The organism is Desulfosporosinus sp. I2, assembly GCF_000960765.1.
Classification (GTDB): Bacteria; Bacillota; Desulfitobacteriia; order Desulfitobacteriales; family Desulfitobacteriaceae; genus Desulfosporosinus.
In genome coordinates this window covers 1-19539 of the sequence record NZ_JYNH01000043.1, presented here as the reverse complement: position 1 = coordinate 19539, position 19539 = coordinate 1, and the positions used below count along the sequence as shown (strand labels likewise).

Here is a 19539-nt window from a genome sequence, read left to right as displayed (position 1 = left end):
GTTTGACACGTCATTGGGTAAACTGAATAAAGGGCGGTGGATGATAGGACTTTTGTTTTTCGTCGCCTTAGTCATAGAACTTCTCTATATTAAATCGTATAACGTGAGTTACTTTATATCCCCTGATGGATATAACTATTCCAACATTGCTGAGAATTTTCTCAAAGGTCACGGGCTCGTAAATACGGCGAACTTTGCTCAGGGAGATGACAAAGTTGTACGGGCCGTTGCCCTAACAAGAGAGTACGTGGTTGGACCGATCTACCCCTTGTTGCTCGCTTTAATCTATGGCTTGTTTGGCTTTAAAAGTTATGGCATGGTTATCCTTGGTTTGCATGCGGTGCTTGGTGCAGCCAGTGCGGTGTTCGCATATAAGACGGGAGAATTATTGTTTGGCAAGGGATATGCTTGGATTCCCTATGGACTGACCCTTGGATACCCTTTATTTGCTTTTTGGGGGATGTATGTTCTCACAGAAATTACCTACGTCTTTACGATCACAGTTTTCCTTTACGTTTTGGCTCTTTATGTCAAAGAGATCAAGCGGCCTAGATTTAAAATTCTTCTAATTTTAGGGGCGGTCATCGGGATTTCCAATCTCGTTCGCCCTATATTGTTGCTTTTTTTCCCGGTGTTGGGACTTTGGATTTTAGGGATGCATCGTGGCCGTTTAAAAATTGCCATCAGAGACTTTGCTATCATCGTCATGATGACGATCATCGTCATGAGCCCTTGGTGGATACGCAACGGTATAAAATATCATCAGTTTATTGCTGTTTCGAATTATGGTTCCTATGAATTTTACTTAGGGAACAATCCCTTAACCGTGACAGATCAATACTTTGTGTTTTCTCAACCAAGTTATGACCCTGAAGTAAAGGCGCGGATCGAAAAATTGCCGATCTCAGAACAAGAGAAGGAATATAAGCAATTGGGAGTGTCGTATATACTTCAGCATCCCGTGAAGTTTGTGCAGCGCACACTAGCTAAGGAAAAAAACCTTTTCTGGCAACCGGTAACTCCACGTGATGGCGATTCTTATAAAATGCAGGGAGATCAATGGGATAAATGGTATCTCCTTTTGGGACTGTTAGGGGTGGTCATTAGTCTTTTCCAATTGAGAAAGTATAGTTTTCTGTTGCTTTTTACGGCCTATTATAGTTTTATCGTGAGTATGATCACAGTTGTATCCGGGGCTCGCTATCGGTTACCCGTTATGCCTGCGATGATCCTCTTCGCATCCTTAGCGGTAGTCATGGCCCTTAAAGGAATTGGGAGACTGGCCAAAGTGAATCCGCGCATAGGTAGGGGGATCTAAATTGTCACGCGTTCAAATTGTCGTTTTCATAGCAAGTATTCTGGTTACCGGCTTTATCGTTGAACAAGTCCGTCGGCGGCGTTTGGCGGTAGAATACTCCATGATTTGGATTGTGGCAGGTTTGGGTATGATCGGTCTTTCCCTCTGGAAAAATGGAGTGGAGTATTTGGCCGATCTGATGGGGATATATTATGCCCCATCAGCAATCTTTGTAATTTTTGGGGTTCTGGTATTTGTTTTATGTGTTCATTTTTCCTTGGAGATTTCCAAGTTAAGTTCGAACAATCGGGTCTTAATACAACGGATCGCCCTACTTGAGGACGACTTGAAACGCTTGGAAGAAAGCCCGGTCAGCCTTGAAATAAGTCGCATGGATGTGCAGGACGAAGTGAAATGAAAAAAATCTTAGCGATTGTTCCCGCCTGGAATGAAGTGGAAAATATTGGCCCGGTGATCCGTAATCTAAAAATAACCTCCCCTTGGCTCGATGTACTCGTCATCGATGATGGTTCCACCGATCAGACTGCCGAGGTTGCCCGTGCGCATGGGGCGATGGTGATCTCTCTGCCAGTTAACCTGGGAATTGGTGGAGCGGTTCAGACGGGGTTTCTTTATGCTGTGAAGAATCACTATGATGTGGCCCTCCAAGTTGATGGAGATGGACAACACAGAGCGGAAGAAATCAAGAAATTAGTAGACCCTGTACTGATGGGTGAAACCGATGTCACCATTGGATCTAGATTTTTAGAGAAAACGTCGTATAAATCAGCTTGGCCACGGCGCTTAGGGATCTATCTATTAAGTAAAACGATCCAATCGGTGGTGCGTAAGAGTTATACGGATCCTACGTCAGGCTTTCGTGCCTATAATCAAAAGGCCTTGAGGATTGTGTCTAGCCATTATTCCACGGATTACCCAGAGCCGGATGCTATTGTAACCTTGCTTAAGAATGGGTTACGGGTGATAGAGATTTCGGTTGAGATGGATGCGCGGTTATCGGGGAGTTCGTCGATTACGCCGTTTAAGAGCGGGTATTATATGTTTAAAGTAAGTTTGGCGATTATTCTTAACTCGATGATGAGTAGGATTTGGGACGATTAGGGGTTGCTTTTTGTACAAGCCCGACGGGGGGAGGAGCGCTATTCTGCACGCGTCTGCACGTTACGCCGCTGACGAGCTGGACGGTTCGCGAGCTCGCCAAACCTCAGGGATAGAAGCATGTGAACCAGTGGTCCGCTACGGGGGGGCGCGAACCGTCGGGCGCTCGTCTGGACAAGCGGCTACACTAAAGCATCCGCTTAGCAGAAAAGCGCTCCTCTGGGGTAGGGGTTCGGAGCGTGAGGGTTTGTGCTTTGTAGAAAGGCACTCTTGGGCTTGGTTGGAACGGGGGGGTAGGGACGATTTTCTGGGAAATGATTCTGGAAGACCTTTTTGTGGCATAATTGAATATAATGATACAGGAGAAGGTGAAAGAATGGATAAGGAGATCATTTTTTTGGTTGAAGAAGCCCCAGAAGGTGGCTATATTGCAAGGGCTTTGGGTTATTCGATATTTACAGAAAGTGACACTCTGGATGCTATTAGAGAGAGCGCGAAGGATGCAGTTCGGTGCCACTTTGATGAAGGCCAGATTCCTAGAATCATTCGATTGCATTATATTAGAGAAGAGATTGTTGCTATATGAGGATTCCTCGTGATATTGATGGCAAACAACTGACTATACTTCTTGCAAAATATAGTTATGAAGTTACAAGACAAACCGGTAGTCTATTCGGTTAACTTCAACAATATGTGGAGAAGAACACCACATAACTATTCCGAATCATAATCCGCTGAGAATAGGAACTCTAAGCGCTATATTGGGTGACATTGCAAACTATCTAAACGTGAGTAAGGATGAAATAATTATAAAACTTTTCACCTAGCAATAATGTTTATATTTACTCTTCTTGGACTAAGAGCGATTAAGACTAAGAAACGTGCTCGAAGGTGGTAGACCCTTCGAGCTCGTTTCTTTTTATCTGCGACACGTTATGATGATCAAGGCGTCCCCAAGGGAAAAAATTGAACTGTGCCAGATTACATCATTCCATGTAAGGATTTCGAGAGGTTAAAAAAGGTGATGTAAATCATGTAAATATTTGGTACAATACAAGGGTAAGGAGGAAGTCGAATGCCATTGTCAAAAGAAGATAAGAAATACACATATGCTGACTATCTGAAATTTCCAGACGTTGAGAGATGGGAAATTATTAATGGAATACCCTATATGCAATCATCTCCAACTTGGCAGCATCAAAGCATATCTAGAGAATTAATGTTGCAGTTCGGCGAGTACTTGCGCAATAATCAATGTCAGGTGTTTGCTGCACCGTTTGATTTACGATTACCTGAGATTGAAGAAAAAGACGATGATGAAGATGTTACGAATGTTTATCAGCCAGATCTAGTAGTCGTTTGTGATAAAAGCCGATTAAGAGGAACTGGTTATTATGGTGTTCCTTGCTTAGTTATTGAAATATTATCACCCTCTACAATAAGAAATGATAGGCTCTTGAAATTTAACATTTATGAAAAGGTTGGGGTTAAGGAATATTGGATCGTAGAACCCGATACTAAACTTGTAAATGTCTTCGTTTTACAGGATAACAACAGATATGGAAGGACTGAACTGTACACTGAAACAGATAACGTAACAGTGTCAATTTTTCCTGATCTTGTCATTGATTTAAGCAAAATTTTTGATACTTAAGTAGTTAATGATGTTAATATAGCAATGATTTTATCGTAGGGCTATGATATAATCGAACATATATTCTAAGATAGAAAGGATGTGATGAAGGAATGGAAGATAAAATCCTTCAGGCGCTTGAAGGTCTATCAAATCAGATTACAACGTTAGCGGAAAAAGTAGATAACCAGGGGAATCAGATTACAACGTTAGCGGAAAAAGTAGATAACCAGGGGAATCAGATTACAACGTTAGCGGAAAAAGTAGATAACCAGGGGAATCAGATTACAACTTTAACGGAAAAAGTGGATATCCAAGGGACTCAAATTAAAGAAAATACCCAGATATTAAAGGCGTTAGAACATTTAGCACAAGTCAACAAAGCAGAACACGATAAGATGTCGTTTGATATAGCGGAAATAAGTGGAGAAATTAAAGCTATTAGAAAAGACTTATTAAATGTTGAATTAATCACAGCGAGTAATTGGGGAGACATTGCAAAGCTAAAATCTGTAAAATGAAAACACTTTATGTGAATACATGAGCGGGCTAGAAACTTGCTCTTTTTTTATACATAGTTATGGGAGTATAAGTTTAAGGAAGTACTTCTCGCCATCGATGGCTAAAGTACACATGCTGCATAACAAGCAAGCGCATCATATTCCACTATACTTAGAAAGTAATAGCTTTGTTTAATTAACAAAAACTTACAAAGCTTAAGTGACACAATGATATTTGTGTTATACTTAACAAAAGAGTATTTAAATTGTGGAGTTGATAATCATGTCAAATCAGTCAACCTTTCAATTACAATTACCTGAAGAATTACTACCATTTTTGGATAAGATTAATGGAAATTCTATCAACAAAAAGGTTAGAGTAGCTTTTGCAATTAATCTATTTGCGCAAAAAACAGTTTCTTTGGAAAAGGCGGCAGAGCTCTCGGGTGAAACACTGGTTGATTTTATGGACATGCTAAAAGAACAAGGGCTTCCGTGGGGAGAATATACAGAAGAGCATTTGTACCAAGATGAACGGGCAATTAAAAAAATGTTAAAAGAGATGGATTCTAAAAAATGACCAAAAAATTAGAATTAGTGATATGTAATTCTAGTCCGGTCATTGGTCTTGCCTCTTTAGGATTAGTACATCTTTTATGGGACCTTTTTGACCAGGTAATAGTAACGCAAGCAGTTTATACAGAGGTAGTCCAAGAGGGGCAGAATCGGCTAGGTAAAGAAGAATTAGAGACAGCAGTTAAACGAGGTTATATTAAGATTTATACCGTTAAAGAAGAGCTACTGATCAATCGCTATATTGGTAAATTGCATCGAGGCGAATTGGAAGTAATAGTGGCAGCTAGGGAATTGAATGCGCAATATATTCTAATTGACGATAAAGCTGCACGAGGTCTAGCCGAAGCGATGCTTCTTGAACCGACAGGATTAATTGGTTTTTTGAAACTCGCTAAACTCAACGGTAAAATTGAAAGTTTGAAAGTTTGTTTGGATACGTTAATTGATAATAACTACAGAATTTCTAAGAAAATCTACAAGGAAGTTCTTATAGGTCTTGCCGAAAATAGTAGGAATGAGAATTCCTTTAAGAAAGAAATGAGATCGAAGGGGTAAACCCGGGATCTCGTTTCTTATTGTATGGACAAATTTGTGTATTTTCATAATGTATACGATGTCTAGGTAATTCACTAGATGGTTCAATAAAGGCAGTGTGAACGGACCTCTCCTTTAGATAACCAACTCAAATTGTTTGGCTTCAATAAAATTTGGATTAAAGACTTGGATTCCGTCTTTTACATGTACCTCTAAACATAATTTGATGGCTTCATCAACGTTTGCCATTATTTCAGCGATTGTATCTCCTTGTGTATGGCATCCTTTCAATTCAGGCACCGTTGCAATATATCCTCCATCTTCATCCTTTTCAATAAGTATCGTAAAATTGTACTTCTTCACAAGGTAGCCCCCCTTAGCTTGTTTCATAATTTAAAACACTCTTCTATAGAAGTAAACTTAAACTTCTTCAACACTCGAATTAACTTTTGTTCGCACCCACCTATCCCGTAATAATGAATGAGGCTTTCTTTCAGATTGAGGTCGAGGCGAGGCTGTTCTGGGTCGATCTCGCGAGGATGGAGGTAGACAATGGCGGGTTGTCCCTCTTTATTGACAGTTTTGATACATTGTGCGATGACGGGATAAGGAAGGGCCCGGAAATAGAAGCCACCAGCAAAAGGAATATTCTTCTTGAAAACTCGAATAGTTGAGGAAGGGACTTCCAGGAGGTTGAGAGTTTCCCCATTAAACGTCGGATGGTGGGAAAAGCGAGGAGAGGAAGGCAGACCGTAGAGATAGGTTTCGATCGGGAAGACGCTGGCATCATAGACAAATCCTAGTTCTTGGAGAATCTCCCAGGCCCAAAGGGACTTTGAGGTGATGGACCAGGATGGGGCTCGGTATCCTTTAACCTGCTCGCCGAGGATATCTTCCACGCATTGTTTGGCACGGCTAACATCCTCTTTGAATTCACTCGGTGATTGCTGGTAAATGAGCTGATGAGCATAGCCATGACTTGCGATCTCATGTCCTGCTGCAAAGATATCCCTAATTAGCTGGGGGTGCTTTTCCGCTACATAACCTAGGACGAAAAAGGTAGCCTTGGCTTTGTGTTCGGCAAATAGGGTTAGAAGACGTTTCGTATTTTGGACGATGCGTACTTCATAGGTTTTATGGGGATCAAAAACATCCTCGTGATAATTGGCATGAAACCATTCTTCTAAGTCGATGGTTAAAATATTCTTCATAGCTTAACCCTGCTTTCGTACGGTAAGGTTATGGATGAGGCAGTGCATGAGGTAATGGATAAGGTAATGGAACGGTATGGATAAGTAATAATTAGTGTTTAGTTGAAACATTTCTTAAAGGCCTAGATAGCATCGTAGTCACCCATAGTTAAGAACCAATGATTTAGTTGAAGGAGCGGGTCTTGGGCTCTTTTAACTTGGTCCGCTTTCTCTTCCCTTTCCTCTTCCACATTAGGGCTTAACCTGCGGTAAATAACCGGGAAGGGTTGCGGTTCCAAGGCTCTGGGACAGGTAATGAAGCCATTGGCTTTAAGAATGCGGGATTCTTGCGTGTGAGGCAACATGAGCGAACCCGCCAAATCCAAGTTGTTATCGACAAAGAAGCGCAGGAGACGATTGAGGAGAAGGTTCCCTGCGGCAGGGACACTTGGATCGACCAGGAAGTCAACGATCATGCCAGAGGAGATACCCTCTACTTCCGTGCATCTTCCGACTATATAACCGATAAGCTGAGAACTGTTTTTTCTATGTATCCCGTAGATCTGATAGTCTCGATAAGGATTTTCAAAATAACGCCAGCGGATATAGTCTGCATCACGGATTCCCATAATCGGGTACTTGTCTTGTACTTTAGCCCAGAAGGCATTGATTTCAGAAAGATCGAAGGCAGTGAGCGGGTAAACTTCATAGTGGTCATCTGAGCGATCTTTCACCTTATAATAAAGTTGGAAGGGAAGTGCAAGAGAAGCAAGCAGTGAGGAACCGACTTTTTGTTTGACTAAAGCTTTAGGGTTCAACGGACGAAGTAACAGAGGGACGCACCCTAGGTCCGCAAATCCTAGCTTTTTCGTAAATCCGGGGTAGGAGTTCGGATTGGGAAACCCGTAGCAAAACTCAAATCCATGCTCAGCACCATCCTGATACACGGTTTTAGCTAAGCCTGTGAAGATTCCTTGTCCGGTGTAGATTTGGCGAGTGAGGGTGTTTAGGGAGAGGATTCCGTGTACTGTTTTATCATACGCTTTAAAACGCATCGGAATCACAACATATTGACCGGCAAGCTGATCGGTCTCCACATCTCGAGCTAATTGGATCATCGCCGGACCGGCTGGGTTGGCCTCATACTGCCATTTCAAGTATCCAGCGTCGGAAATCCAAGATTCTCCGTAGTACTCCCGTGTCATTTCGAGGGTCTCGGGTAGATCTTCCGGCAAATATTTAACCGCTTTCCACATGATAATTCCTACTTCCGCGTGATAATAATAACACCAAGGCAAATCACTAAAACCCCGATAATTTTTGTCGGTGTGAGATGTTCCTTGAAAATCGTTGTTCCTATAATAAGGGCGAAAATAAAGGCCGTACTTTGGATGGGATAAACATAACTTAACTCCCCTTTATTTAGAATATAAATCCACAGAACGGAAGCAAAGGCGTACACCATGAGGCCGGCAATGACGTAGGGGCTGAGAAAAAGGCGCAGGAGTTGTCCAAGACTATGAATTTCTTTTCCTGACGCTCCGAGTTTCCAAAGGGTTTGCCCTGTTACCATGAGCACAGAGTTGAAAATCGTGAGTAAGATTAACAAATTGCCACCTCATACTTCCGCATTGAGCTTTTCTGATATTATACAATGTCGGGTTGACAAAGCAAAGTAAACCATACTAGTATATATCCCGTCCTACCTAAAATGAACCTTAGTCTTAAGGGTTATAACCATAAAAACTCGTTTATATTATATATGTAATAGGATATAATCATTATGGAGGGGATTGCCATGATTAAACGAGAACTATATTTAGGGCAACTACGACCATTTATTGATAAACCTTTGATTAAGGTACTGACTGGTATTAGACGAAGCGGTAAATCTACAATTTTAACAATGTTGCAAGAAGAATTGACACAGCGTGGAATCAGCGCTGAGAACATCATATATATTAACTTTGAGTCAATGGAGTATTCCGAGATTGATAATGCGAAAAGTCTATATTCATTTGTACAATCAAAAATTACAAATAAGCTTAAATATTACATTCTGTTAGATGAAATTCAAGAAGTGAAGAGTTGGGAAAAAGCAATCAACTCTTTTTTGGTGGATTTTGATGCTGACATTTATATTACAGGATCAAATTCAAAATTATTATCTTCCGAGCTTGCCACCTATATTGCAGGAAGATATATTGAAATCAATGTGACGCCTTTATCTTTTAAAGAGAATCTGGAGTTTAAAAAGATTCTTACCGGCACAGAGATTACAGATATTCAAAAGGAATTTATGCGATTTATACGGTTAGGTGGGTTCCCGATTCTTCATACGGCGGGCTACTCTCATGAGGATGCCTATAAAATCATCAAGGATATTTATGCTTCCGCAATCTTGCGGGATATCGTTCAGCGCAATCGCATAAGAAATATTGAGTTATTGGAAAGGATTGTGAAATATATTTTCGAAAACATCGGAAATATGTTTTCTGCCAAGAAAGTAGCCGATTATTTCAAAAATCAGCAGATAAAGGTTGATATCGAGACAGTTTATAACTACCTAGATGCTCTTGAAGGTGCATTTATCATCTACCGTGTTCCGAGATATGATTTGAGGGGCAAAGAGGTTTTGCAAACCAATGAGAAATACTTTATTGGTGACCAAGGTTTGAAATATGCGGTGATGGGATATAAGGATAGAGATATATCGGGAATTCTTGAAAACATCGTTTTCTTAGAACTTAAACGCAAAGGATACCAAGTGTATGTTGGGAAGTTTGATGAAAAAGAAATAGACTTCGTAGCAGAGAAAAAGGAACAAAAGGTATATATTCAGGTAGCTTATAAATTATCGGAAGAATCAACCATCAAAAGAGAATTTGGGGCATTACTTGGCGTAAGAGACCATTATCCGAAATATGTTGTGACAATGGAGGACTTTTGGCAAGACAATATAGAGGGTATCAAACATAAAAATCTTGCCGAGTTTTTGTTGATGGATGAGTATTGACTACCTGAACTCTGTCTACGAACGTTGTATTGATGGAATAAAATCTTGATGAAGGAGAGTGCTTTTTATGGCATTACCACATGAAGAAAGACAGTACACGTATGCAGACTATCTAACATGGCCGGAAGATGAAAGAATAGAAATTATTGATGGGGTTCCATATATGCAGGTAACCCCGTCACCGGAGCATCAATTAATTTCCGGTGAATTGTTCAGGCAGTTTGCAAATTACTTGCAAGGTAAATCTTGCAAGGTCTACCATGCGCCATTTTCTGTTAGGTTAACTAGGGGTGATGAAAAGAAAGATGAAGACATTAAAAAAGTTCTCGAACCTGACATTACCATTGTCTGTGACCAATCCAAAATTGACAAAAAAGGATGCAATGGTACGCCTGACTTAATAATTGAAATTATTTCTCCATCTTCGATTAAACATGACAGAGTTACAAAGTTTAATCAGTATGCGAAGGCTGGAGTTATAGAATATTGGATTGTGGAGCCTGAAGCTAAGCTTACGAGTGTATTCTTATTACAAAGCGATGGTAGGTATGGCAGACTAGAAATATATACTGAGGATGAAAAAATAACTGTATCAATATTTCCGGATTTAATAGTAGATTTGAGTACGGTATTTCCTGGTCAGTGAATCTAAAGGGACTATGCACAACTTAGAATTGTCCCGGACAATTGATCAGATTTTAATTAATCGAAAGACAAAGCTCATAATAATAAGAATTTAATAAAGCCGCTCACTGATCTTAAGTCAGTGAACGGCTTTATTGTTTTCCGATGGGAAGCAAGCAGAGCAAGCATAGCAAGCAGAGCGTTCTCTTCCTCTTACCGTAGATGTTGCTTTAAGATCGGGTAAATCACGTTGGAGGTTTCAGGGTTCAGCGTCCAGAATAAGGACCACGCTCCGACTCCGGCAAGTCCATACTGGCTGAGTAACCCCATTTTGGCATTCCAGCTTGTTGCATCGTCAAAATAGATCGTGTGGGAACCGAGCGCATCAGAGTAATTGAAATAAGGGATTTGTGACGCATCGCGTTGGACTGAGCCCGCTGATAGCGCTAACAGGTCAGTCATACTACCTGAACGTCGCTTATAGGTCGGGGCGGGCACCGTTGAGTCAGTAGTCCACCAATCGACTCCGTAGTAAGGGATTCCGAGCAGGACTTTATGCATGTCTACCCCTTGTCCACGCGCATAGTTCAAGACTTTATTCATCCAGTCCAGCGGGGCAATGGGTCCGGGAACCCCGTGGCTGTAGTCATAGGTCATGATGTGCAAGTAATCTACAGATTGAGCGAGGGCAGGGTAGTCAAACTCTCCGAGCCAGGCCTCTGAGCCGGTTCGAGCTACGACGGCTTCGATCACCAACTTATTTAAAGGATGAAGTTGGGCGTAAAGTTCTTTCATAAACTGAGTGAGATTGGGCCCTGTGGAGTTACTCATAAATTCAAAATCAATCACAATACCGTCGGCATTGATGCTGTTGATCCGTTCCATAATTTCGCGGATCAGGGTTGCTCGAGCGCTTGCTGAAGCCATTACGGTGTCAACGGCTTTGGGACTGTCCCAAGAGGACTGAATGACCGGAAGGACTTTTAAATTGCGAGAATGCACAGTGGCTGAGAACTTGGCATAATCGCTAGAGCTGGCATCCCATCCTCCGGTAACATTACCATCCGCGGTATCATCGAGGTAATACCAGCTCGGTGCAATAATATCCGCATAATCCGTAGCCGGTGAGGGAATCGACTGGACCTGACTGAGCATTCCTTTCGTACCCTCCAAACCGCCCTGAGTGTATTGAAGGGAAATCCGTGCTTGAACAACCCCGGTGCGAATAATACTTTCTAATTTGTAATTGATAACTCCCCACCCCCCGAAAATTGTGAAGGCTGAGCCAGCAGCTCTTTTTTGATTGAGATAAGCAGTGGTCGAGTTGCCTAATTGATTACTGGGGAGCAATAGAATCGGCGCCTTGCTCTTCCCTGCCAGAGCGGCACCCGCTAAGGCATCCGGAAAATTTTCTCCTGTTGCAACATAGACACCAGAGGTTTCAAAGGGGAATTGATTTAAAACCACCGTATTCGTTTCATATTGGTCGTATCCAGCGTATCTGGCAGTCACTTTAACAGGGTTTGGCAGCTTAGCAAGCTGCTCTTCAAGGGTGTCTTTAATCACTGCCGTGCCACCAATCAACGTCACTTGTGATACTCCTAGTTCACCGAGTATCTGAGCTGTTTCCGGTGGCAGTGAATCAGCCCGTGTGAGGAGGATGGGTATGCCCTTAGCGGCTGCATAAGACGAGATACTTAAGGCATCCGGAAAATGTTCGCCATTGACTAAAAAGGCTTGATCAGAACTTGGGGTAGCCACCCGGGCAATGCCTGCAGCGGTTCCATACTGATCCCAGCCAAACAGGCGCTTTGGCAAGATCCCTTGGTCTTTGAGTGACTGTTCGATCCCATCATTTAAAGCAGCAGTTCCACCGAGAAGATAGACTTCTTGGGTACCCAGACGTTTGAGTTCAGCCGAAACTGAAGGATTCAAATGATCCGACTCGGTTAACAGAAGAGGACCCTTGACCTTTTGAGCAAGGACGGTTCCAGTCAAGGCATCGGGGAAATTTCGACCCGTTGCTAGTACGGCGACAGGAGCATTATCCCAGCCTTGCTTAGAGATCTCCACGGCCGTATCATACAAAGTATTCCCGTAAATGCGGTTAGTGACAGATTCGGTGGGTTCAGCTTGAACCAAAATTGGGTGTATGACTGTACTGCTTAGAATGATCATAAAACTGCATAGAAGAGCCATGGTTTTTTTTGTGAAAAAGTTAATTTGCCTCACCTCATTTTATAGTGTTAAATCAAGTCTAAGGGGAAGCACAAAATAATGCCTACCACATATCTTAATTATTCTTTTTAAGAACATTAAAACCCTTCCTTTGACAGAATCCAATATATAACAATCCGAAAAAATAAGGTCAATAAAGGAATAAGTCATAAATTGTCGAATACAAGCTTGACTGTCTATTAATATAGGAAGGAGATGTGGTAGCGATGCTACGAAACTATAGTAAGAAACCTAAATCTGCATTATTGAGATTGAGCATTGTAGCGATGATGCTTCTCAATTTAGGGATACCTCCACAGTTGGCTACAGCGCAACCCGATATATTCCAGGAGCAGATAAATCAAGTAGAATCCCAACAAGTTGTCCTCTCGGTAGCAGCGGGGACCAACATCGATCAGGTGGCTGAAGACTTCGGGGTAGAGATTGTCCGTCGGGGCCCTTTAAATTACGTAACGGTCAAAGTTGCGGGAAATAAAAATATTCAAGAAGTCATAAAAGCTTTAAAAGTTACACCCGGGATCTTAAGCGCCGAGGAAAATTATCGCCGAACGATCGAAAGCACACCTTCAACCTTGCCGAGTGACCCCCTCTTTCGAGAGCAATGGTCTTTGGTCAAGGGGGATGTACCAGGGGCCTGGGAAATGGGAGCGACCGGTCAAGGGGTGACGGTTGCAGTGATCGATACGGGTGTCGCCCTCCAACATCCGGATTTAATCCATAATTTGGTTCCCGGTTACAATGCGATTACGGGAAGCGAGGTAGCGGGAGCGAATCAAGATAACAATGGACACGGAACCGGAGTCGCTGGAGTCATAGCTGCCGAACGAAATCGAGTGGGTATTACCGGTGTAGCTTATCAGGCTAAGATTATGCCAGTTAAGGTTATGGATTCCAAGGGAGAAGGAAATGATGATGTAATTGCCGACGGGATTATCTGGGCGGCAGCCCATGGGGCAAAGATCATTAATTTAAGCCTGGGTTCGGAAAATGGTTCGTTCGCCTCAGATATTTTAAAAAAAGCGGTTGCCTATGCGGCAGATAAAGGGTGCTTGTTGATTGCAGCAAGTGGAAATTATGACCCTAAGTCTCAAACAAATCCGGGCGTAAGCTACCCTGCTTCAGATCCACATGTTCTGGCAGTTACGGCGACCGATAAAGCAGATGAGGTGACAGACTATTCGTCCACAGGACCGGAAGTTGATCTTGCAGCACCAGGAGATTCGATCCCAACGGATGGTTGGAGTCCAACGAGCGGCTCAGGTTACGTCTCTGCGAGCGGAACCTCTATGGCTGCTCCATTTGTGGCAGGGGAAGCAGCCTTACTATGGAGCCAGCACATAGATTGGTCAAGAGAGCAAGTGATTCAGGCTTTGACACAAGGAACCCAGGATTTAGGCGTATCAGGAAGGGACGATCAGTATGGGTATGGGCTTGTGGACGCAAAACTCGCCTTGACCCTCGCCAACAAAACACCTGATACTGTGCCAGCTCCAGTAGGGATTAATGTAACAGGAGGAATTGTCCAAGCGACATCAGGGTCTACCCAGGTGAGCTTAACGATTCCGCCACAAGCCTTTGACAAGCCTGTGGACGTAACCTTAAGAACCACGGCGACACCTGCTGATTTATCAGCAAATGCCACCTTTTTGACCCCGGCGTTTCAGGTCGACTTGGGAAGTGAAACACCTCTGAAAATGCTCTCGCTACAATTTAATGATCCCTTAATTGGAGTTAACTCAAGTGCGACGTTATATCGCTGGAGCGGTTCGCGTTGGATCTCTTTAGGCGGGGAAATCATCAGTGGGGAAGCGCGGGTTGGACTTTATACTTCGGGAATCTACGCAATAGGAACAGATAAAACAACTGAAACGCAAAATAATCGCTTTGCTGGGGCCACGGCTGAAGAAACGGCTGTGCAGATATCCAAGGCCACCTTTACAACCGGAGCGGATACCGTTATTTTAGCCCAAGTCAATCAATTCCCAGATGCTTTAGCGGGCGCGCCACTCGCCTATAAACTTCAAGCACCAATTTTACTCTCCCAAAGCTCAGGGCTTAATGAGGAGGTTCGAACGGAACTACAACGACTGGCTCCGAAGAAAATCTATCTATTAGGGGGCACGGCAGCACTATCATCGACGATCGAATCAGAACTTCGACAGAAGTATGAAGTGAAACGTCTCTACGGCTATTCGGCGGAAGGAACCGCTAGGGCGATTGCCACGGAACTAGGGACTAAGGGAAGGGCTGTCATTGCCAGTGTTCGTCAGTTCCAAGACGCTTTAGTCATCTCTTCTTGGGCGGCAAGGCAAGGGGTACCGATCTTACTCACTGAATCTCAGGACTTATCCACGGATACGCAAACCGCTTTAGAGAGCCTAAATGTCACCGAGACCTTAGTCATCGGAGGAACAGCAGTGGTTGGGTCTAAGGTCATGGACCGCCTCCCTAATCCTAGTCGGATTAGCGGATTGACCGCTTACGACACCGCGGCGGCTGTCTTGCAAGTGTATCCTCCGACAACCGCCAAACTGGAAGTCGCGACCGGGGAGAATTTTCCGGATGCCTTAACAGGTGCTGTCCGAGCAGCATTTTATGGAACAAGGGTGGTTTTAGTTCCAACACAAACAGCGATTCCTTCAAGTTTAGGAACACTTTTAAAGACTTGGAACGGAAAGCATATAGAGGTCTTCGGCGGAACGTCCGCAGTGCCAGAAGATGTTATACAAGCCTTAGAAATTTGGGTCGAGTAACAATAGGGTAATAATTACAAAAAAGGGAGCAGAATTTAAGTATATTTTAGCCTAAAGGCTGGAAAACTAATAAGTTTTAGTGTACACTAAGCTAGTAAAGGTGAAAACTTGTCCGATAGTAAAAAGAAAACTTAAAAAAAATCGGACAACCAAGCAGGAATATTAGCGATAGCGGAGAATAGTTATAGCTAATATAGACCTTTTTTGTGGTTTCTTCATTTCTTACGCGTTCTAAATGGTACGCCATGGGAGGGATGAACTTCATCCTTAGGGGGGACGCTCCCACTTTATCCTGTGGATGCTTTTAGATATTGCGCAATGTCTAAAGATTGTGCTACACTTTTTAAGGGGGTGAGGGACGACTAGAGACGTCCTAGGTAAGAATTAAGAAACAGTTTTTCATCACAAAAAAGAAAGAGATCCAAAAGTTGAGAGGAGATATTCACTACATGAAAAAAACTAAAAAAGCCTTAGCTTCCTTAGCTATCGCAAGTATGGCTCTGACGATGGTACCTTTCAATGCATTTGCATCAGGAACAGTGCCACCTCGCTTATCAGGTACCACTGCAGCTCAAACAGCAGTAGCAATCGCTGACCAAACAGGTTGGACAGGTACAGCAATTCTCGCATCCTCCGCTTCTTATGGTATGGTTGATGCTCTCACAGCTGGCCCACTCGCATCCTACTTAAAAGCTCCTATTCTTTTGACCGGAGCTACAAGCACACTCGATGCTGACACCAAAGCTGAACTTACCAAACTCAATGTTAAAACGGTTTATGTAACTAGCGGAACCGCAGTTATCAAACAATCCGTGCTTGACGAATTAAAAGGTATGAATATCACGGTTGTTCCCCTTGGTGGAAAAGACCGCGCAGAAACATCCGTAAATATTGCAGCTAAAATGCCTGCAGCAACTAAAGTTGTTATTGCAAATGGTCTGCAAGATGCTCTTTCGATCGCAGCAATTGCTTCTGCAGCCAATGCACCTATTCTCCTAACTGACAAAGACAAACTTCCTGATAGCGTTGCAGGATTCTTAGCAGCTAACCCAGGAATTACCTCATCTGACGTTATTGGTGGAACAGGCGTCATCAGTGATGCAGTCAAAGCTAAACTTCCTGGCGCAACCCGTCATGCTGGAATGTCCGCTTATGACACCAATAACCAAGTTATTCAAGATTTTGCTTCTTCCCTCAAATTTGACAATGTATTTGTAGCCAACGGCGTAACTGGTATTGATGCTCTTGCTGGTGCTCCACTTGCAGCTCTATCTAACTCCGCTATCGTCCTCACAGACGGAACAGTTCCTGCTGCAGCTAAATTCGTATCCGGTAAACTTGCTGCTGGCAGTGTTGTTACTGCTCTCGGTGGTGCCGCTGTTGTTACGGATGCTGTTGTTGCAGGCGTTAAGACTGGCGTAGTTAATCCTCCTGCTGGCGCATTGTCAGTTACATCAGTAAGTGCTATTAGTGCTGAAAGTTTCAAAGTAGTTTTTAACCAAGCGCCTGCAGATACAACAAAGATTGCATTTACAGTTAAAAATGGATCAATGCCTGTAACTGTATCAGCTACTTGGAATACTGCTAAAACTGAAGCTACTTTAACAAGTTCATCAAAATACGTATCAGGAACTTATTCAGTCGCTGTGAAGAATGATGCAACTGAACTTGGATCATCCAATGTCACTGTAACTGAACAAAAAGTTGCTAAAATTGAAATTACTTCTAGTAAACTAGGTGTTACTAGTGTAACTTCAGGAACTCCAGCTGTTACAGTTCAAACTGGTTATGCAACTTATAGGATTTTAGATCAATATGGTGTTGATATTACAAACGTAGCATTGGCTAATAATGTGACATTCCAAACAGGCGTAGGAAGCATTGACGCGTCTAAAGGATTGATTAAAGTAAGTCCTTCGTCAGGTTTGAATCTGTTGACCTTTGGTGGAGGCGTTGTAATTACAGCAAATGATACAAGCTCGGGAGTATCAACAACTGCTACTTTAAGTGCGACATCACAAATCGGTACCTTAAGTGATATCAAACTTACAACATTAACCAATGCTGATGGAAAAGTGTTGACTGCAGGAAATAGCACTGATGTGTTCTATGCTGGATATGAAGCTACGGATCTCAGTGGAAACCCTACAACCAATTACACAATGATTCAACAAGGTTTGATCTTGACAAGTAACTTCTTGACGTCATCAAGTCCTAATGTAACTGCCGAGCTTATACAGGATCCTGCAGATTCAAGCAAGGCATTAATCAAAGTAGTAGCTACGTCGGCTGCAACTCAAATTGATATGCCGGTAGTTATCACAGCGATGACTTGGACAGGTAAGACTTCACAAATCAATACTACCTTGAAGAAACAATCAGAAGTCGATTCGTTCACTTTATACGCTCCATCAGTAGCAATAGCTTCTGGTGAAGAAAAACTAATTCCATTCTCAGCAGTAGACCAAAATGGAGTTGCAGTCACAAAATACTCTGATTTGTTCGGTGGTTCTACTCCTCTTGTTACTCTTACCGGAGCATATCCTGTATTAAATAATGATGGAACTGCTTCAATTAAAAATACTGCAGTTACAAACAGTGGAACGACTTCAGTACCAGCCGTTATATCAGCTGTTACAAAAACCGGTAAATATAGTAGCATAACAATCAACATTCAGAAACCAGTTAAAGCTGATACACTAGTGTTAGATAGCTCAGTCTTGATGAGTAATCTTCAAGAAACTAGCGGTGGTGTTTATGCTACTCAGAAAGCAGACTTTGGGTGGGATGAAGGCGGATTTGCTGTTAAAGATCAATATGGCAGAGTCATTGATATGACAACAGCTGCAGCAAGTAACTATCGGGTTAAAGTAACTCCAGTTACTCCTGCAATTATTGATGCAACAGTTACTGGTGGTATCGGCGGCGAACTTTCTACTGGTGCTTCTCAAGTTGTCATTACAGCGAAGGCAACTGGTACTGCAACGGTTAAGTTTGAGCTATACGATGTAACAGCACCGACAGTTATCATCGACACAAAATCACAATCCTTTACAGCTGTAAAAGATAGCGATATCAAAGATTATACTATTACTCAATTAGACAAACCTATCTATATTATTAATGGCATTAATAGTCTCAGTGGCATGACAGTAACTGACCAAGAAGCTGGTTTCAAAGCTAATCCAAAAGTTTATGGTACAACCGCATCTGGAGCCAAAGTAGTATTAAGAGGAACTCCAGTAATTGGAGCAAATAGTACTAGTGCTGACTTCTTAATATTCAATGGTGCAACTGGTGGTGCATTTGACTCTATTAAAGTAGTTGCTAATGCGTTATCAGATCCTGCAAAAACAGAATCAAATGCGTATATCATTGTGACGGTTATGGGTGCTGATGGATTTGTGCACACAGTAAAAACTCCTATCAAATCTTCAACTGCAAAACCATCCGCTGCTTCTGTTGATGTTGCGGTAGCTACTGAAGTAGTTGGTATTGAAAGAGATGTGGACACTGTTACACTAACAACATCAGGGGCAATTACCTATTCGTCCTTGTTAGGAACCACACTGGCTAAATTCGATTCAGCTGGAGCTGCAGGAACACAAAATGTGTACTTTGCACCTTTAGACCAGTATGGAACAACAGCTGCTAACATGGCACAATACGTAGTAATCGCTTCAGGTACCAGTAGAGCAAACGGCTCAACAATTGCGATAGCGTCTAACGGAGCTATTAGTGGTACTATGGAAAAAGGTGACTATATCACAGTCTCCGCTTCCACAACTACTGGGCTTGTGAAGACCATCAAAATTGAATTCAAGTAAAACTAGTGTTGTAAGTCACCTAACGGCACAATTTCTTTAGGTAAGACCCCGACACAAAGGTAAACTGTTCTAACATTAAGCAAAAGAGTCTTTCGCCGCGGCGAAGGGCTCTTTTTACATTTAAAGGTCTTCCTCTTTGATCAATTAACAACTTACCCTTAATGAAGCAAATAAGGCAAAATTAGATGGTCGTTCGTAAACGGTAAATAGTGCGTCATAGAGTAAACAAAAA

At 42.5% G+C, this 19539-nt stretch carries 17 protein-coding genes; 12 read left to right on the top strand and 5 right to left on the bottom strand.

The annotated features are described in order from the left end of the window. Nucleotides 1-13 precede the first annotated feature (13 nt). The 8 genes from UF75_RS11725 to UF75_RS11690 all read left to right on the top strand — a co-directional run bounded on the left by UF75_RS11725 (nt 14) and on the right by UF75_RS11690 (nt 5680). The gene (locus tag UF75_RS11725; protein WP_348983051.1) at nt 14-1318 is read left to right on the top strand and encodes a glycosyltransferase family 39 protein; all 1305 of its coding nucleotides are present in this window, start codon (nt 14-16) and stop codon (nt 1316-1318) included. 1 nt (nt 1319) lies between these two features. Beyond that, nucleotides 1320-1715, top strand: coding sequence for a DUF2304 domain-containing protein (locus UF75_RS11720; protein WP_045574786.1), 396 nt, complete (start codon nt 1320-1322; stop codon nt 1713-1715). Next, entirely contained in the window at nt 1712-2419 is a 708-nt protein-coding gene (locus UF75_RS11715; protein WP_045574785.1) for a glycosyltransferase family 2 protein, read from the top strand. Before UF75_RS11720 ends, UF75_RS11715 begins: the two co-directional genes overlap by 4 nt. A 10-nt stretch (nt 2420-2429) precedes the next feature. Beyond that, on the top strand, nt 2430-3002 hold the full coding sequence (locus tag UF75_RS30060) for a hypothetical protein (protein ID WP_242860206.1): 573 nt from the start codon (nt 2430-2432) through the stop codon (nt 3000-3002). A gap of 489 nt (nt 3003-3491) precedes the next feature. Next, on the top strand, nt 3492-4070 hold the full coding sequence (locus tag UF75_RS11705) for a Uma2 family endonuclease (RefSeq protein WP_045574784.1): 579 nt from the start codon (nt 3492-3494) through the stop codon (nt 4068-4070). Between the two features lie 92 nt (nt 4071-4162). Next, complete coding sequence (locus UF75_RS30055; protein ID WP_242860205.1) at nt 4163-4570, top strand: hypothetical protein; 408 nt, start codon at nt 4163-4165, stop codon at nt 4568-4570. A 262-nt stretch (nt 4571-4832) separates the two neighbouring features. Continuing rightward, on the top strand, nt 4833-5129 hold the full coding sequence (locus UF75_RS11695; RefSeq protein WP_045574783.1) for a UPF0175 family protein: 297 nt from the start codon (nt 4833-4835) through the stop codon (nt 5127-5129). Beyond that, a complete protein-coding gene (locus UF75_RS11690; RefSeq protein ID WP_045574782.1) occupies nt 5126-5680 on the top strand; it encodes a DUF3368 domain-containing protein in 555 nt (184 codons plus the stop codon). The genes UF75_RS11695 and UF75_RS11690 overlap by 4 nt, the downstream gene beginning before the upstream one ends. Nucleotides 5681-5794: 114 nt before the next feature. On the opposite strand, the gene UF75_RS11685 is transcribed toward UF75_RS11690, so the two are convergent. The 4 genes from UF75_RS11685 to UF75_RS11670 all read right to left on the bottom strand — a co-directional run bounded on the left by UF75_RS11685 (nt 5795) and on the right by UF75_RS11670 (nt 8458). Further along, complete coding sequence (locus UF75_RS11685; protein WP_045574781.1) at nt 5795-6049, bottom strand: type II toxin-antitoxin system HicB family antitoxin; 255 nt, start codon at nt 6047-6049, stop codon at nt 5795-5797. Beyond that, the gene (locus UF75_RS11680) at nt 6046-6870 is read right to left on the bottom strand and encodes an XrtA system polysaccharide deacetylase (RefSeq protein WP_045574780.1); all 825 of its coding nucleotides are present in this window, start codon (nt 6868-6870) and stop codon (nt 6046-6048) included. The genes UF75_RS11685 and UF75_RS11680 overlap by 4 nt, the downstream gene beginning before the upstream one ends. Before the next feature lie 122 nt (nt 6871-6992). After that, a complete protein-coding gene (locus tag UF75_RS11675) occupies nt 6993-8105 on the bottom strand; it encodes a GNAT family N-acetyltransferase (protein WP_045574779.1) in 1113 nt (370 codons plus the stop codon). Nucleotides 8106-8113: 8 nt separating this feature from the next. Then, nucleotides 8114-8458, bottom strand: coding sequence for an EamA family transporter (locus tag UF75_RS11670; protein WP_045574778.1), 345 nt, complete (start codon nt 8456-8458; stop codon nt 8114-8116). A 189-nt stretch (nt 8459-8647) separates the two neighbouring features. Between UF75_RS11670 and UF75_RS11665 the strand changes: the two genes are divergently transcribed. Continuing rightward, the gene (locus UF75_RS11665) at nt 8648-9865 is read left to right on the top strand and encodes an ATP-binding protein (RefSeq protein ID WP_045574777.1); all 1218 of its coding nucleotides are present in this window, start codon (nt 8648-8650) and stop codon (nt 9863-9865) included. Nucleotides 9866-9932: 67 nt separating this feature from the next. After that, nucleotides 9933-10511: a Uma2 family endonuclease gene (locus UF75_RS11660; protein ID WP_045574776.1), complete on the top strand. Its 579-nt coding sequence runs from the start codon at nt 9933-9935 to the stop codon at nt 10509-10511. A gap of 191 nt (nt 10512-10702) precedes the next feature. On the opposite strand, the gene UF75_RS11655 is transcribed toward UF75_RS11660, so the two are convergent. After that, nucleotides 10703-12667: a cell wall-binding repeat-containing protein gene (locus tag UF75_RS11655; protein ID WP_242860204.1), complete on the bottom strand. Its 1965-nt coding sequence runs from the start codon at nt 12665-12667 to the stop codon at nt 10703-10705. A gap of 266 nt (nt 12668-12933) precedes the next feature. Between UF75_RS11655 and UF75_RS11650 the strand changes: the two genes are divergently transcribed. Both UF75_RS11650 and UF75_RS11645 read left to right on the top strand, forming a co-directional pair. Beyond that, entirely contained in the window at nt 12934-15480 is a 2547-nt protein-coding gene (locus UF75_RS11650; RefSeq protein WP_045574774.1) for a S8 family serine peptidase, read from the top strand. Nucleotides 15481-15929: 449 nt separating this feature from the next. Then, complete coding sequence (locus UF75_RS11645) at nt 15930-19307, top strand: cell wall-binding repeat-containing protein (RefSeq protein WP_045574773.1); 3378 nt, start codon at nt 15930-15932, stop codon at nt 19305-19307. Nucleotides 19308-19539 lie beyond the last annotated feature (232 nt).

What these genes read in the sequence shown, in the direction of transcription:
- UF75_RS11665 (WP_045574777.1), top strand. Translation starts at nt 8,648, where the DNA reads ATGATTAAACGAGAACTATATTTAGGGCAACTACGACCATTTATTGAT.
- UF75_RS11690 (WP_045574782.1), top strand. Translation starts at nt 5,126, where the DNA reads ATGACCAAAAAATTAGAATTAGTGATATGTAATTCTAGTCCGGTCATT.
- UF75_RS11675 (WP_045574779.1), bottom strand. Translation starts at nt 8,105, where the DNA reads ATGTGGAAAGCGGTTAAATATTTGCCGGAAGATCTACCCGAGACCCTC.
- UF75_RS11685 (WP_045574781.1), bottom strand. Translation starts at nt 6,049, where the DNA reads ATGAAACAAGCTAAGGGGGGCTACCTTGTGAAGAAGTACAATTTTACG.
- UF75_RS11655 (WP_242860204.1), bottom strand. Translation starts at nt 12,667, where the DNA reads ATGATCATTCTAAGCAGTACAGTCATACACCCAATTTTGGTTCAAGCT.
- UF75_RS11715 (WP_045574785.1), top strand. Translation starts at nt 1,712, where the DNA reads ATGAAAAAAATCTTAGCGATTGTTCCCGCCTGGAATGAAGTGGAAAAT.
- UF75_RS11650 (WP_045574774.1), top strand. Translation starts at nt 12,934, where the DNA reads ATGCTACGAAACTATAGTAAGAAACCTAAATCTGCATTATTGAGATTG.
- UF75_RS30055 (WP_242860205.1), top strand. Translation starts at nt 4,163, where the DNA reads ATGGAAGATAAAATCCTTCAGGCGCTTGAAGGTCTATCAAATCAGATT.
- UF75_RS11705 (WP_045574784.1), top strand. Translation starts at nt 3,492, where the DNA reads ATGCCATTGTCAAAAGAAGATAAGAAATACACATATGCTGACTATCTG.
- UF75_RS11645 (WP_045574773.1), top strand. Translation starts at nt 15,930, where the DNA reads ATGAAAAAAACTAAAAAAGCCTTAGCTTCCTTAGCTATCGCAAGTATG.
- UF75_RS11695 (WP_045574783.1), top strand. Translation starts at nt 4,833, where the DNA reads ATGTCAAATCAGTCAACCTTTCAATTACAATTACCTGAAGAATTACTA.
- UF75_RS11680 (WP_045574780.1), bottom strand. Translation starts at nt 6,870, where the DNA reads ATGAAGAATATTTTAACCATCGACTTAGAAGAATGGTTTCATGCCAAT.
- UF75_RS11660 (WP_045574776.1), top strand. Translation starts at nt 9,933, where the DNA reads ATGGCATTACCACATGAAGAAAGACAGTACACGTATGCAGACTATCTA.